This is a genomic window from Pseudomonas sp. SA233, from assembly GCF_054792385.1.
Map to the genome: position 1 here is coordinate 1,826,038 of NZ_CP096449.1, position 14,347 is coordinate 1,840,384.

Annotated in this window: 11 protein-coding genes; 6 read left to right on the top strand and 5 right to left on the bottom strand. The window is 63.8% G+C overall.

Features of this window, described 5'->3' with window-relative positions; translation table 11 throughout:
• The first annotated feature begins 12 nt into the window (after window positions 1–12).
• The gene (locus M1D87_RS08460) at window positions 13–246 is read left to right on the top strand and encodes a hypothetical protein (protein ID WP_004376430.1); all 234 of its coding nucleotides are present in this window, start codon (window positions 13–15) and stop codon (window positions 244–246) included.
• A 49-nt stretch (window positions 247–295) separates the two neighbouring features.
• Here the strand turns inward: M1D87_RS08460 and sulA are convergent, their stop codons facing one another.
• Together sulA and lexA are read right to left on the bottom strand one after the other, a co-directional pair.
• Entirely contained in the window at window positions 296–772 is a 477-nt protein-coding gene (gene sulA / locus M1D87_RS08465) for an SOS-induced cell division inhibitor SulA (protein ID WP_061551569.1), read from the bottom strand.
• A 13-nt stretch (window positions 773–785) separates the two neighbouring features.
• Window positions 786–1,394 (bottom strand): transcriptional repressor LexA, encoded by a 609-nt coding sequence (gene lexA, locus M1D87_RS08470; protein ID WP_004376420.1) that lies wholly within the window; start codon window positions 1,392–1,394, stop codon window positions 786–788.
• 215 nt (window positions 1,395–1,609) lie between these two features.
• Here lexA and M1D87_RS08475 point away from each other — a divergent pair, with 215 nt between their 5' ends.
• The 4 genes from M1D87_RS08475 to nagZ (M1D87_RS08490) all read left to right on the top strand — a co-directional run bounded on the left by M1D87_RS08475 (window position 1,610) and on the right by nagZ (M1D87_RS08490) (window position 5,102).
• Window positions 1,610–2,323, top strand: coding sequence for a TetR/AcrR family transcriptional regulator (locus M1D87_RS08475; RefSeq protein WP_013971718.1), 714 nt, complete (start codon window positions 1,610–1,612; stop codon window positions 2,321–2,323).
• Between the two features lie 40 nt (window positions 2,324–2,363).
• Window positions 2,364–2,888 carry a L,D-transpeptidase gene (locus M1D87_RS08480; protein ID WP_013971719.1) on the top strand — a complete coding sequence of 175 codons (525 nt, stop codon included), beginning with the start codon at window positions 2,364–2,366 and terminating at the stop codon, window positions 2,886–2,888.
• Window positions 2,889–2,910: 22 nt separating this feature from the next.
• The gene (gene nagZ / locus M1D87_RS08485; RefSeq protein WP_183596693.1) at window positions 2,911–3,909 is read left to right on the top strand and encodes a beta-N-acetylhexosaminidase; all 999 of its coding nucleotides are present in this window, start codon (window positions 2,911–2,913) and stop codon (window positions 3,907–3,909) included.
• 194 nt (window positions 3,910–4,103) lie between these two features.
• On the top strand, window positions 4,104–5,102 hold the full coding sequence (gene nagZ, locus M1D87_RS08490) for a beta-N-acetylhexosaminidase (RefSeq protein ID WP_183596690.1): 999 nt from the start codon (window positions 4,104–4,106) through the stop codon (window positions 5,100–5,102).
• A gap of 126 nt (window positions 5,103–5,228) precedes the next feature.
• Here the strand turns inward: nagZ (M1D87_RS08490) and M1D87_RS08495 are convergent, their stop codons facing one another.
• The 3 genes from M1D87_RS08495 to mfd are packed head-to-tail and all read right to left on the bottom strand — an operon-like array spanning window position 5,229 to window position 12,573.
• Entirely contained in the window at window positions 5,229–8,537 is a 3,309-nt protein-coding gene (locus M1D87_RS08495) for a DEAD/DEAH box helicase (protein ID WP_421091711.1), read from the bottom strand.
• Window positions 8,538–8,541: 4 nt separating this feature from the next.
• Entirely contained in the window at window positions 8,542–9,114 is a 573-nt protein-coding gene (locus M1D87_RS08500; RefSeq protein ID WP_123085233.1) for a CsiV family protein, read from the bottom strand.
• Window positions 9,115–9,123: 9 nt separating this feature from the next.
• On the bottom strand, window positions 9,124–12,573 hold the full coding sequence (mfd, locus tag M1D87_RS08505) for a transcription-repair coupling factor (RefSeq protein ID WP_039614136.1): 3,450 nt from the start codon (window positions 12,571–12,573) through the stop codon (window positions 9,124–9,126).
• Window positions 12,574–12,740: 167 nt separating this feature from the next.
• Between mfd and M1D87_RS08510 the strand changes: the two genes are divergently transcribed.
• A complete protein-coding gene (locus M1D87_RS08510; protein ID WP_031324543.1) occupies window positions 12,741–14,204 on the top strand; it encodes a glyceraldehyde-3-phosphate dehydrogenase in 1,464 nt (487 codons plus the stop codon).
• The last annotated feature ends 143 nt before the right edge of the window (window positions 14,205–14,347 follow it).

A 14,347-nucleotide genomic window follows, 5' to 3' on the forward strand; every position in this document is an offset into this window, starting at 1 on the left:
GAACTGCCATTTATGTCTACGTCGTTTCTGGAAATTGTCGAGTTGCCTGATGGCCGCATCGAACTGCGTCGCGCCGAGGATGAGGGCTCTCTGGTAACCCTGGATTTCTCGGAAGACGCCAAGGCGTTCCTGCAGGGTCAGCATGTGGAAGTGGCCAAGGCCATGCTCAGCGTGGGCGTACAGATGGCCGGTCGCCTGATGGATGGCGAGCTTGAGCGTGATGAAGGGCCGCGAGTGCTGCACTGACGTGCAGCAGGGCATCAGGTTTCATGCAGTGACAGGCAAAGCCTGAACATCAGCCGAGGCGGATGTTCAGGCTTTGTGCGTTTCCGGCACTGGCAGCGCGCAGCAATTGCTGGCGCGCAGTGGCGTTGACATTGCCCAGCCAGCTGACGACGGTGTGGCTGCGGCCCAGACGCAAGGCTTCGCAGGCCAGTTGAAGCGGGCTTTGATTGCCACGAGGTTGCAGCAGCAGGATGCGTTCACGGTTGAGCCCGGCATCGCGCAGCCAGGCCTGGGTCAGGCTTGACGGCGGGGCGATCAGGGTCAGCCAGCGGGTCTCGTCCTCTTCGCTCAGTTCGCGCAGCACGGGTGCCAGCAGGCTTTGGCAATGCCCGGGGGCTCCGCGCAGCGACAGTTCGCTGAACAGCTCGGGCTGGCTGCTCTTGCGCGCCACTTCGCTGGTTTTCAGGCCAGGCAGTACGGGCTGGGCGAGGAATGCTTCGAACAATGGCAACTGAGCTTGCTCGGGTACGTGAATGAACTGCTGCATGACGCCTCCTGGATCAGCGGCGAATGACGCCGACGCTCAAGCCCTCGATCACCAGCTCCTGTTCTTTCAGGTCGACTTCGATGGGGGCGAATTCGGGGTTTTCGGCAAGCAGCCACACCTTGCTGCCTTCGCGCTTGAAGCGCTTGACGGTGACTTCGTCGCCGATGCGGGCCACGACGATCTGGCCATTGCGGGCTTCGCGGCAGGTGTGTACCGCCAGCAGGTCGCCATCGAAGATGCCGACGTCCTTCATGCTCATGCCGTGTACGCGCAGCAGATAGTCGGCCTGGGGGTGGAAGAAGTCGGGGTTGATGTTGCAGGATTGCTCGATGTGCTGTTCGGCAAGGATCGGCGCGCCGGCGGCAACCCGGCCGATGATTGGCAGGCCGCTTTCTTCGGCCTTGGCTTCCAGGCCGGGGATGCGAATACCACGGGAGGCGCCCGGGGTCATCTCGATCGCGCCCTTGCGGGCGAGGGCCTTGAGGTGTTCCTCGGCGGCGTTGGGCGACTTGAAGCCCAGCTCCTGAGCAATCTCGGCGCGCGTCGGCGGGAAGCCGTTGTCTTCCAGGCAACGCTTGATGAACGCGAGAATTTCGGCTTGGCGTGGCGTCAGTTTCAACATGGTGAGCGCTCTGTCTTTTTGTACAGTGACTGGGATTATATACAGTACTGGATGCGCTGCAAGCCAAAACCTGCAATAAACAGCAGCAATGGCGCTTGCAGCCGCCCTCCTGGCGCTTTTAAATGGCGACCGGCCGGTCACCGAGCCTTGACAGAAGCAGGGCTGAAACGTATGTTTCAAACACCTGTTTGTCTGGCGGAGTAGTCGGAGTAGTCATGGCCCAATCGGAAACCGTTGAACGCATTCTCGATGCTGCCGAGCAGCTGTTCGCGGAAAGGGGGTTCGCAGAAACCTCGTTGCGGCTGATTACCAGCAAGGCCGGGGTCAACCTGGCGGCAGTCAACTATCATTTCGGTTCCAAGAAGGCCCTGATCCAGGCAGTGTTCTCGCGTTTCCTCGGGCCGTTCTGCGCCAGCCTCGAACGTGAGCTGGAGCGGCGCCAGGCCAAGCCTGAGCACAAGCCGAGCCTCGAGGAGCTGCTGGAAATGCTGGTCGAGCAGGCTTTGGCCGTGCAGCCGCGCAGCAACAACGACCTGTCGATCTTCATGCGCCTGCTGGGCCTGGCCTTCAGCCAGAGCCAGGGCCACCTGCGGCGTTACCTGGAAGACATGTACGGCAAGGTGTTCCGCCGCTACATGCTGCTGGTCAACGAGGCCGCGCCGCGCATTCCGCCGCTGGAGCTGTTCTGGCGCGTGCACTTCATGCTTGGTGCTGCCGCCTTCAGCATGTCTGGTATCAAGGCCCTGCGGGCGATTGCCGAAACCGATTTCGGCATCAATACCTCGATCGAGCAGGTAATGCGCCTGATGGTGCCGTTCCTGGCTGCGGGCATGCGTGCCGATAGCGGTGTAACCGACGACGCCATGGCCGCCGCGCAGCTGCGCCCGCGCACCAAGACCAGCGCAGGCGCCACCACCGCCAAGGCCTGAAGGCTGGGCGGGGCAGGGCGCTTCGGCTAAGCTAGCGCCCATGCCCGACCTCGACTTCCTGCACATTTCCCTCGCCGATCAGCGCCTTTATGGTTTCGCCGATGGCCAGCTGCGCGTACGCCTGCCGGTTTCAACGGCGCGCAACGGCGCCGGCGAGCGCAACGGCTCGGGTTGCACGCCGTGTGGCTTGCACCAGGTGCGAGCGAAGATCGGCGCGGGCTTGCCGCTGAATGCGGTATTGGCCGGGCGGCGCTGGACCGGCGAGGTGTGGTCGCCGGCCTTGCATGCGCAATACCCCGGCCGGGACTGGATCCTCACCCGCATCCTCTGGCTTAGTGGCTGCGAGCCGGGTGTCAACCGCCTGGGTGCGGTCGACACCTTCCGCCGTTATATCTACCTGCACGGCACCCCGGATACGGAACCCTTGGGCGTAGCGCTGTCCCATGGATGCATACGCCTGCGCAACATCGATTTGCTAAGCCTGTTCGAGCAGGTGCCGGCTCATTGCCCGGTGCGCATCGAGCAGGCCGCCTGCCCCCAGTGGGCTTCTCTCAGTCTTCAATGAAGGATTACCCATGACTGTCAGCCTGCAAGGCTCCCTAATGGTGGATATCGCCGGTAAATGGCTGACCGCCGAAGACCGTCACCTGCTGCGCCAACCTGAAGTGGCTGGCCTGATCATTTTTGCCCGCAACATCGACAGCCCGCGCCAGGTGCGTGAACTGTGCGCGTCGATCCGTGCCATCCGGCCCGACCTGATCCTGGCGGTGGACCAGGAGGGCGGCCGGGTGCAGCGCCTGCGCCAGGGCTTTGTGCGCCTGCCGGCCATGCGAGCGCTGGCCGACAATGACAACGCCGAGTACCTGGCCGAGCAGTGCGGTTGGTTGATGGCGACCGAGGTGCTGTCGGTTGGCCTGGACCTCAGCTTTGCCCCGGTACTCGACTTGGACCACCAGCGCAGCGCCGTGGTGGGCAGCCGCGCCTTCGAGGGTGACCCGCTGCGTGCCACGCAACTGGCCGGGGCGTTCATCCGTGGCATGAATGCGGCGGGCATGGCGGCTTGTGGCAAGCACTTCCCGGGGCATGGCTGGGCCGAAGCGGACTCGCATGTGGCCATCCCGACCGATGAGCGCAGCCTCGAACAGCTGCGCCAGGCCGACCTGGTGCCGTTCACCCGCCTGAGCGGGCAATTGGCGGCAGTGATGCCGGCGCATGTCATCTACCCGCAGGTCGACAACCAGCCGGCTGGCTTCTCGCGGCGCTGGTTGCAGGACATCCTGCGTGGCGAGCTGGGTTTTGACGGGGTGATCTTCAGTGACGATTTGTCGATGGCCGGCGCACATGTTGTCGGGGATGCGGCGAGCCGCATCGAAGCAGCACTGAGCGCCGGTTGTGATATGGGGCTGGTTTGCAATGATCGGGCGGCTGCGGAGCTGGCACTGAGTGCGGCACAACGCATGAAGGTAAAACCTTCGCCACGCATCGCAGGCATGCGCGGGCAAGGGTTTGCGCGGACTGACTATCGTCAGCAGCCTCGTTGGCAGCAGGCATTGTCCGCGTTGAAGGACGCTCAACTGGTCGACTGACGAGGCTCCACCCTGCTCGGTCCGAGACAATATCCTGCGTTTTCGATGTGCGTATTGCGTGAGTACACCGGGAAATGTGCCCCGGTGTACCAGGCAGCACGCATTCCAGAGACTCGGGCAAAGCGGAGATTTCTCCGCTTCGCCCGTAATGGGTTTCTGATATTCGATTAGAGGATTTTGTAATGACAGTTTGTATGCAGGGGGCCTTGATGGTCGATATCGAAGGCACGGGGCTGACGCCTGAGGATCGTCGGTTATTGCTCCAGCCTGAAGTAGCTGGTTTGATCATCTTTGCTCGTAATATTGCCCACCCGCGTCAGGTGCGGGAGCTGTGCGCTTCGGTACGTGCTTTGCGCCCTGACCTGATCATTGCGGTCGATCAGGAAGGTGGGCGGGTGCAACGCTTGCGTGAAGGGTTCGTCAGGTTGCCATCCATGCGGCAGATCGCCCAGAGCGATGATGCCGAGCGTTTGGCCGGGCATTGTGGCTGGTTGATGGCAACCGAGGTGCTGGCGATCGGGCTGGATTTGAGTTTTGCTCCAGTGCTCGATCTGGATCATGGGCGCAGTGCAGTCATTGGTGCGCGTGCCTTCGATGGTGATCCTCAGCGTGTCACTCAGCTGGGTGGGGCGTTCATCCGTGGCATGACTGCAGCGGGCATGGCAGCCTGCGGCAAGCATTTTCCTGGGCATGGCTGGGCTGAGGCGGATTCGCATGTGGCCATTCCCGTAGATGATCGCAGCCTGGATGAACTGCGCAAGACGGACCTGGTGCCATTTACCCGATTGGCACGCCAGCTGTCGGCAGTGATGCCTGCACATGTGATCTATCCCCAGGTCGATAGTAAGCCCGCCGGTTTTTCGAGGCGCTGGCTTCAGGACATTCTCAGGGGGGAGCTTGGCTTCGATGGCGTGATTTTCAGTGATGATCTGTCCATGGCCGGTGCCCATGTGGTCGGAGATGTTGCTGGTCGCGTCGAGGCTGCTTTCGGTGCGGGATGTGACGTGGCCCTGGTATGTAATGACCGGGCTTCGGCAGAGCTCGCTCTGCTGGCTGCGCAGCGCTTGAAAGTCAAGCCATCGCCGCGCCTTGCTCGGATGCGAGGCTTCAGTTTTGCGCGCACTGACTATCGCCAGCAGCCACGGTGGCTGGAGGCGTTGGGGGCGTTGCGGGAGGCGCAGTTGGTCGATTGACCGCGCCGGCCCCTTCGCGGGCATGCCCGCTCCCACAGGTACGGCACCGCCCTTGAGGGCACTGATATCCCTGTGGGAGTGGTTTTACCTGCGAAGGGGCCGGTACAGGCAGCGAAGGATTCTGGGCTACCGCCCGCGCTTCCCGGGCAGCGGCGCAAACAGCGCTTCGATCTCTTCATCCCCCAGCCGCCATTGCCCCGCCTGCCCGCCATCCAGCAGGCTCGCCGCCAGCGCGGCCTTCTCCTGCTGCAACAGCTGGATCTTTTCTTCCACCGTTCCCCGGGTGATCAGCTTGAACACGAATACAGGCTTGTCCTGGCCAATGCGGTAGGCGCGGTCGGTAGCCTGGTTTTCGCTGGCCGGGTTCCACCAGGGGTCGAAGTGGATCACCGTGTCCGCGGCTGTCAGGTTCAAGCCCACGCCACCCGCCTTGAGGCTGATCAGGAACACTTCGCTGTCACCCTGCTGGAACTGCTGCACCGGCGTGCGCCGGTCGCGGGTGTCGCCGGTCAGCAGGCTGTAGCGAATCTTGCGCTTCTCCAGTTCCTGCTCGATCAACGCCAGCATCGAGGTGAACTGCGAGAACAACAGCACCCGGCGCCCTTCGCTCAACAACTCTTCGAGCATTTCCAGCAGCGCGCCCAGTTTGCCCTTGTCGGCCTGGTTGCCTTTGCTTTCCACCCCTTTGACCAGGCGCAGGTCGCAGCATACCTGGCGCAGCTTGAGCAGGGCGTCGAGGATGATGATCTGGCTGCGCGCGGCGCCATTGCGGGCGATTTCATCGCGGACTTTCTTGTCCATGGCCACCCGCACGGCCTCGTAGGTGTCACGCTGGGCATCGCTAAGCTCGACCCAGTGCACCATCTCGGTCTTGGCCGGCAGCTCGGTGGCCACTTGCTCCTTGGTGCGGCGCAGCAGGAACGGGCGGATGCGGCTGGCCAGGTGGGCCATGCGCTCGCTGTCGCCGTGGCGCTCGATCGGTGTGCGGTAGTCCTGGTTGAAGCGCTTCAGGTCACCCAGCCAGCCAGGCATGAGGAAGTGGAAAATCGACCACAGCTCGCCCAGGTTGTTTTCCATTGGCGTGCCGGTCAGGCAGACGCGCTGATTGGCCCGCAGCTCGCAAACCGCGAGGGCGGCCTTGCTGGTGCTGCTCTTGATGTTCTGCGCCTCATCCAGCACCAGCACATGCCAGGCATGGGCGCGCAGGTGCTCGAGGTCGCGCGGCACCAGGGCATAGGTGGTCAGGACCAGGTCGTATTCGTGCAATTTGGCGAAATGCTTGCTGCGCCCCGGGCCTTGCAGGGCCAGCACGCGCAGCCCGGGGGCGAAGCGCTGGGCTTCGTCCAGCCAGTTGGGCACCAGGCTGGTCGGCATCACCGCCAGGGCTGGAGCACTCAGGCGGCCGGACTGTTTTTCCAGCAGCAGGTGTGCCAGGGCCTGCAGTGTCTTGCCCAGCCCCATGTCGTCGCCGAGGATGCCGCCGGTGCCCATCTCGCGCAGCGCTTGTAGCCAGTTCAGGCCCTGTTGCTGGTAAGGGCGCAGGCTTGCCTGCAACCCGGTGGGCGGTTCTACCTGCAAGTCACGGGCATCGCGCAGGCGTCGGCCCAGGTCGCGTACATGCTCGCCACCTTCCCAGTGCAAAGGAAGGCTGTCGATTTCATTCAGGCGTGCGGCATCAGCACGGTCCAGGCGCAGGGAGGGGCCAGCGGCGTCTTCGTGCAGGTACAGTTCGCCCAGGGTGCCCATCACTGCCTTGATACGGCCATAGGGCAAGGCAACGCGCAGGGCTGGGGCGTCGAGGCGACCACGGTTGAGGTCGATCAGCAGGTGCTCGTCGTCACTGCGCCGGGCCAGTTCGCTGGGGCGCAGCAGTTCCGGGTTGCTGCGCAGCAGCTGCAGCACGATCGGCAGCAGGCTGTGGCGCTGGCCATCGACCACGATGCCCAGCTCCAGGTCGAACCATTCATGGCCGGGCGCTTCGTCGATGGTGGCGTACCAGTCATCCACCTCCTGCAGGTTGAAAGCGAAGTCACGGTGGATGTCGATGTCCCAACCTGCTTCGCGCAGGCGCGGCAGGCCTTCTCGGGCAAAGCGCAGCCAGGCTTCGTCATCGGGCAACTGGAGCATCTCGCCGGCACTGTCTGGCAGGGCCTTGCTCTGCCGGGTGGCGGCCTTGAAACCGAGGTCGCGCAGCACCTTGCGCAGCGCCTGTTCGGCCTGGGGCTGGCGGCGGATGCGCTGGCAGGTATCGCCGACCAGGCGGGTCAGCGGCTTGTCGTCGCTGCCGCTGGTTCGCAGGCCGTCGTAGTCGAATGCCAGCGCGGCACGGTGTTGCATCTGCCGTTGCATGCGGCCGGTCTTGGGCATGTAGGCGCTGAATTCGAGGCTGCCCAGGGTCAGGTACGGCCTGGGTTGCAGGTCGTCAATGAGTTGTTCGTCCAGCGTGGTCGGCGTAGGGAGTTGGTGGTTCAAGGCGTTGAGCTTGTGGCTGAGGGGCACGACAAGGTGTTCCGGAACGTCAGGAGCGATGGTCAGTTGCAGGGCAATATGCGGATCGAGGCTGTGCTCGAGCTTGCCCACCACGCTGCCGGTGAAATCGAAATAGTAAAGTGGCAGCAGCGCAATCACGCAGTTCAGCGGCGTTTCACCGTGGTACCAGATGCCCCGATAGTGACCATTGTCCAGCCGCACCCAGCGAAACTCGGCCGCAAGCGTAGGGCCCTCGCGCAGCAGGGGCTTGTTTTCGTCAAAGAGCATGCGGCCGGTATCCAGCGCGCGCTGGAACAGTTCGCCGCCTTCCCGGCCTTTGAGCTGGTAGCCGCGGTCCTGGCTGCCGGCCTGATTGAGCGCCGAAAGCAGGCGCAAGATGCGGATATCGTCTTCCTTGACGAAGCGCGGGGGTTCGTAAAGGAAATCGTAGAGTGACTGCACACGGCTATAGCGAACGCCCTGGTCTTCGCGAGTGCCTTTGCGTACCCGCAGCGCGCAGCCGGGCTCGTCGGTCAGCCTGAGTTGGTAGCAAACCATGCGCCCACGTTTGTCTTGGGTTTCGGCAGGCTCCTGCGCAGGCTGTTCGAGACCTTTCAGCCAGCGCTGCAGATCGGCCGGTAATGCGTCACCATGACTTTTTATCGTTGCCTGTTGTTCGCTAAGGACGAACAGCGCGGCGGCGCAATGCTTGCAGTTATGCCCCACGGGGCAGCTGCACTGGCCGCGTACATGACAGCGGCCAGCCAGGGCGGTGAGGGTGATCCTCTGCCGATAAGGGCTGCCCTCGCTGCCACGACAGCTGGCTTCGACGAGCGCGCCGATGCAGCTTTCGATCTCTACCCGGTCTTCCCGGGCGTAACGCTCGCCGCGTTGCAGGACCGGGCCGGTGAACGACTGGGTCCAGTTCGGGTACTCGCGCAGCAACTGGAGAGCGTCACGGCTCATTGCATCACTGCTCCATTATCTCCGGGTCCATTACCGGCATTTTAGGCGTACCTGGTGGTGTCACCTTCAGCAGCACCGCCAGGTGCCCGCCATCGAGGAAGGTCAGCTGGCCGCCCTTGACGTTGCTGTTGCTCTGCTTGAACTGCTCGCTTTGCAGCACGCTGCCGTTACCGTCCAGCTGGTTGACCCAGAAATTGGCCTCGACCGCGATGAAACGGCCCTCGGCGATGCTCAGGTTGCCTTCGATGGGGAAGTGGCCGAACTGCTCGGCGCCTTCACCCAAGGCGATGCGGCTGGGCTCGCTGCCCACTTGCTGCTGCCAGGCCTTGTGCAGCAGCACGGTGTAGTCGGCGGTGGCTTCCAGGCGGGTGGCTTCGTCTTCCAGCGCCAGGCGACGCTCGGCGTCCTTCTCCAGGCGCGGAGCGCCAGCGCTCCAGTCTTCGGGGGCAAACGGGCTGGTGAAGGCGGGCACGCTGTTCTGCCGCACCAGGATCATTTCTACCTGATACAGGCCTTCGGCGAAGGCGGCCGGGGCGAACAGCGCCAGCAGCAGGGTCAGGCAACGGATGGCACGCATGGGTCTTCCTTAGGCAGGCTGTGGGGTCAGGCGCTCGAACAGCGCCTCCAGGGTATTGAAACGTTCGTCGGGGCGTTCCATGGGCACCAGGAAACGGAACTGGGTGGCGCCTTCGAACTTGTAGCGTTTGGGCTGGCCCTGGATCAGCTTGATCAGGGTCAGCGGGTCGACCGGGGTCTCGGCCTCGAACTCGATCTTGCCGCCGTTGGGGCCGGCGTCGACTTTCTTGATGCCGAGCTTTTCCGCGTGCAGCTTGAGCGAGGTCAGGCGCATCAGGTTCTTGGTCGGCTCGGGCAGCAGGCCGAAGCGGTCGATCATTTCCACCTGCAGGTCCTTGAGGCCTTCTTCATCGGCAGCCGAGGCAATGCGCTTGTACAGGATCAGCCGTGCATGCACGTCGGGCAGGTAGTCCTCGGGGATCAGTGCCGGCAGGCGCAGGTTGATTTCCGGTCCGCCGCCCAGCGGCTGCTCAAGGTTGGGCTGGGTGCCCTTGCGGATCGCCTTGACCGCGCGTTCGAGCATTTCCATGTACAAGGTAAAGCCCACCGCCTGGATCTGCCCGCTCTGGCCTTCGCCCAGCAGCTCACCGGCGCCGCGAATCTCCAGGTCGTTGGTGGCCAGCACGAAGCCGGCACCGAGGTCCTGGGTGTTGGCGATCGCCTCCAGGCGTTTTTCGGCGTCGGCGCTGACCTTCTGCCGGGTTGGCGTCAGCAGGTAGGCGTAGGCCTGGTGGTGGCTTCGGCCAACACGGCCGCGCAACTGGTGCAGCTGGGCCAGGCCGAACTTGTCGGCGCGCTCGATGACGATCGTGTTGGCGCTGGGCACGTCGATGCCGGTTTCGATGATGGTCGAGGCCACCAGCACGTTGAAGCGCTTGTGGTAGAAGTCGCTCATCACCTGTTCCAGCTCGCGCTCGCGCATCTGCCCGTGGCCGATGCCGATGCGCGCCTCGGGCACCAGTTCGGCAAGCTCGGCGGCGCATTTCTCGATGGTTTTCACATCGTTGTGCAGGTAGTACACCTGGCCACCACGCAGCAGCTCGCGCAGCAGCGCCTCCTTGACCGTGCTCTTGTTCTGCTCCATGACGAAGGTGCGTACCGACAGGCGGCGCGCCGGTGGCGTGGCGATGATCGACAGGTCGCGCATGCCCGCCACCGCCATGTTCAGGGTACGCGGGATCGGCGTGGCGGTGAGGGTGAGGATGTCCACTTCGCTGCGCAGGGCCTTGAGCTGTTCCTTCTGGCGCACGCCAAAGCGGTGCTCTTCGTCGATGATGGCCAGGCCAAGGTCCTTGAAGCGTACATCGTCCTGCAGCAGCTTGTGGGTGCCGATAAGGATGTCGATCTTGCCTTCGGCCAGCTCGGCGGCGGCGTTGGCCACTTCCTTCGCCGACTTGAAGCGGCTCATCACCTCCACGGTCACCGGCCAGTCGGCGAAGCGGTCGCGGAAGCTGTTGTAGTGCTGCTGGGCGAGCAGGGTGGTGGGTACCAGCACGGCCACCTGGCGGCCGCTGTGTACGGCGATGAACGCTGCGCGCATGGCGACTTCGGTCTTGCCGAAGCCGACGTCGCCGCACACCAGGCGGTCCATCGGCTTGGGCGCCAGCATGTCGGCACGCACGGCTTCGATGGCAGCCTGTTGATCCGGGGTTTCCTCGAACGGGAAGCCGGCGCTGAAGGTGGCGTAGTCGGCGGACGGGTCGGCAAATGCATAGCCTTTGCGCGCGGCGCGGCGGGCATAGATATCGAGCAGTTCGGCGGCGACGTCGCGCACTTGTTCGGCGGCCTTGCGCTTGGCCTTCTGCCAGGCCTCCGAGCCCAGCCGGTGCAGCGGTGCCAGGGCATCGTCGCTGCCGGTGTAGCGAGCGATCAGGTGCAGGTTGGCCACCGGCACGTACAGCTTGGCGCCCTCGGCGTATTCCAAGGTGAGGAATTCGGCGGCCTGGCCGTCGATTTCCAGGGTGGCCAGGCCCAGGTAACGGCCCACACCATGGTCGATGTGCACCACCGGCGCGCCTTCGCGCAGCTCGGTCAGGTTCTTGATCACCGCGTCGTTGGCGGTTTCGCCGCGCTTGTCGCGGCGCCGGCGCTGCATGACCCGCTGGCCGAACAGCGGGCTTTCGGCGATCAGGGCCAGGCCTGGGTCGTCCAGCAGCAGGCCTTCGTCCAGTGGGGCGATGGTGATTGCCAGGCGTTCGCTGCCGGTGATGAAGTCGGCCCAGCCGTCGACGGTATGCGGGCGCAGTTTCAGCCGCTCGAGCAGCTCCAGCAGCACTTCGCGGCGGCCCGCCGATTCGGCGGTGAACAACACCCGGCCGGGGAACTGGTCGAGGAAGTTGGCCAGTTCGGCCAGGGGCTGGTTGGCCTTGGCTTCGATTGCCAGGTTGGGCAGGGCGCGTGCCGGGAAGCGCTCGCGACCCACGCCCGGGTCGAGGTCTTCGGTGCTGACCACTACCCGTGGCCATTGCTTGAGCCGGGCAAAGCAGTCTTCCACCGGCAGGAACAGCTCGGCCGGCGGCAGCAGCGGCCGGCTCAGGTCGCCACGGCGGTCTTCATAACGCCCGCGCACGTCGTTCCAGAAGTGTTCGGCGGCCTGTTCCACGCCGGGCAGCGAGAATACCTGGGTGTCGGCCGGCAGGTAGTCGAACAGGGTCGAGGTTTCTTCGAAGAACAGCGGCAGGTAATACTCGATGCCGGCGGGGATGATACCGCTGGCCAGGTCCTGGAAGATCGCGCTGCGGCGGAAGTCGACATCGAAGCGTTCTCGGAAGCGCGCCTTGAAGCGGGTCACTTCCTCTTTCTGCATCGGGAACTCGCGCGCCGGCAGCAGGCGCACCGAATCCACCTTGTCGATCGAGCGCTGGGTCTCGGGGTCGAAGGTGCGCAGCGTCTCGATCTCGTCATCGAACAGGTCGATACGGTAGGGCAGCTTGCTACCCATCGGGAACAGGTCGATCAACGCGCCGCGCACGGCGAACTCGCCATGCTCGTAGACGGTGTCGACGCAGCGATAGCCACTGGCCTCCAGGCGCAGGCGCATCTGCTCCACGTCGATGGTCTGGCCCACGTCCAGCACCAGGCTGCTGCCCAGCAGGAAGCGGGTCGGCGCCAGGCGGTGCAGGGCGGTGGTGACCGGCACCACGAGGATGCCGTGGCTCAGCTCGGGCAGGCGGTAGAGGCTGGCGATGCGCTGGGAAATGATGTCCTGGTGCGGCGAGAACAGGTCGTAGGGCAGGGTTTCCCAATCAGGGAACGGCAGCACCGGCAGGTCCGGGGCAAAGAAGCGAAGTTCCTGTTCCAGACGATCGGCAGCCTGGCTGTCGGCAGTCAGCAGCAAAGTGAAGCGGCCCGCGCTGCTGGCGGCCTCGGCGATGGCCAGGCTGAGGGCGGCACCGGGTAGATTGCCCCAGGTTTGTTTGCCGGCCGTGGCCGACATTTGCGGTAGGCGCAGAACTGACACGGGAGATTGCACTCCAAGCGTTGCGGCAAAGAGATCGATTGTACCGGTGACGGTGCCGGCTGTCAGGTTCGAAAGGGCATGAACGCTGGCTTGCGTGGCCGCGACAGGCGCTCATTGCCCGTAACGCGTTGGGGCGTCATAATGTAGCCCCTTTTTTCTGTCCCTACATGTGGAAGGTTCCCGTGACTCAGAAGCCCGACCAGTGTCTTGGTGAGTGGATCGATCGTGAAGCCCTGGCTGAAGCGATGATCCCGCTTATCGGTCAGCTCTACCGCAACAACAACGTGGTGAGCTCGATTTATGGCCGTAGCCTGATCAACCGTTCGGTTATCTCGATCCTCAAGGCGCACCGCTTTGCGCGTCATCGTCAAGCCGACGAAACCGAACTGTCCGTCCACGAGACATTCCCCCTGCTCAAGGCCATGAGCGAGCTGAAACTGGGCGCCGCTTCGGTCGACCTGGGCAAGCTGGCCAACAAGTTCAAGCAGGAAGGCAATGGCCGCACTGCCGAGCAGTTCGTCCGTGAAGAACTGGCCGAGGTGGTTGGCCAGCAGAACGCTTCGGCGCGCAAAGGCACCGACGTTGTCCTGTACGGCTTCGGCCGCATCGGCCGCCTGCTGGCGCGCATCCTGATCGAGAAGACCGGTGGCGGCGACGGCCTGCGCCTGCGCGCCATCGTCGTGCGCAAGGGCGCCGAGAACGACCTGGTCAAGCGTGCCAGCCTGCTGCGCCGTGACTCGGTGCACGGCCCGTTCGATGGCACCATCACCATCGACGAAGCCAACAACACCATCACCGCCAACGGCAACCTGATCCAGGTTATCTACGCCAAGAGCCCGAGCGAAGTCGACTACACCCAGTACGGCATCGAAAACGCGCTGATCGTCGACAACACCGGCGTATGGCGTGATGCCGACGGCCTGGGCCAGCACCTGGCCTGCCCGGGCGCTGCCCGCGTGATCCTCACCGCACCTGGCAAGGGCGCGCTGAAGAACATCGTGCACGGCATCAACCACGGCGACATCGCTGCCGATGACAAGATCATCTCGGCCGCTTCCTGCACCACCAACGCCATCGTGCCGGTGCTCAAGGCCATCAACGACCAGTACGGCATCGTCAACGGCCACGTCGAAACCGTTCACTCGTTCACCAACGACCAGAACCTGATCGACAACTTCCACAAGGGCAGCCGCCGTGGCCGTGCCGCGCCGCTGAACATGGTCATCACCGAAACCGGCGCCGCCACTGCTGCCGCCAAGGCACTGCCAGTGCTGAAGGGCAAGCTGACCGGCAACGCCATTCGCGTACCGACGCCGAACGTTTCGATGGCCATCCTCAACCTGAACCTCGAGAAGGCCACCAGCCGCGACGAGATCAACGAGTACCTGCGCCAGACCGCCATGCACTCGGAACTGCACAAGCAGATCGATTACGTCAGCTCGCAGGAAGTGGTTTCGACCGACTTCGTCGGTTCGCGCCACGCCGGTGTGGTTGACGCCGAAGCGACCATCTGCAATGACAACCGCGTTGTTCTGTACGTCTGGTACGACAACGAATTCGGTTACAGCTGCCAGGTGGTTCGTGTGATGGAAGAGATGGCCGGTGTGAACCCGCCAGCGTTTCCGCACTGATACGCTTGTAAGGCAATGAAAAAACGGGAACCTTCGGGTTCCCGTTTTTTTATCCAGAATTTGTGTTGCCTGTGCCGGCCTCTTCGCGGGTAAACCCGCTCCCACAGGGCCGCGTCGTCCGTGAGGGCAGTGGTATACCTGTG

What these genes read in the sequence shown, in the direction of transcription:
- M1D87_RS08460 (WP_004376430.1), top strand. Translation starts at nt 13, where the DNA reads ATGTCTACGTCGTTTCTGGAAATTGTCGAGTTGCCTGATGGCCGCATC.
- sulA (WP_061551569.1), bottom strand. Translation starts at nt 772, where the DNA reads ATGCAGCAGTTCATTCACGTACCCGAGCAAGCTCAGTTGCCATTGTTC.
- lexA (WP_004376420.1), bottom strand. Translation starts at nt 1,394, where the DNA reads ATGTTGAAACTGACGCCACGCCAAGCCGAAATTCTCGCGTTCATCAAG.
- M1D87_RS08475 (WP_013971718.1), top strand. Translation starts at nt 1,610, where the DNA reads ATGGCCCAATCGGAAACCGTTGAACGCATTCTCGATGCTGCCGAGCAG.
- M1D87_RS08480 (WP_013971719.1), top strand. Translation starts at nt 2,364, where the DNA reads ATGCCCGACCTCGACTTCCTGCACATTTCCCTCGCCGATCAGCGCCTT.
- nagZ (WP_183596690.1), top strand. Translation starts at nt 4,104, where the DNA reads ATGCAGGGGGCCTTGATGGTCGATATCGAAGGCACGGGGCTGACGCCT.
- M1D87_RS08495 (WP_421091711.1), bottom strand. Translation starts at nt 8,537, where the DNA reads ATGAGCCGTGACGCTCTCCAGTTGCTGCGCGAGTACCCGAACTGGACC.
- M1D87_RS08500 (WP_123085233.1), bottom strand. Translation starts at nt 9,114, where the DNA reads ATGCGTGCCATCCGTTGCCTGACCCTGCTGCTGGCGCTGTTCGCCCCG.
- M1D87_RS08510 (WP_031324543.1), top strand. Translation starts at nt 12,741, where the DNA reads ATGTGGAAGGTTCCCGTGACTCAGAAGCCCGACCAGTGTCTTGGTGAG.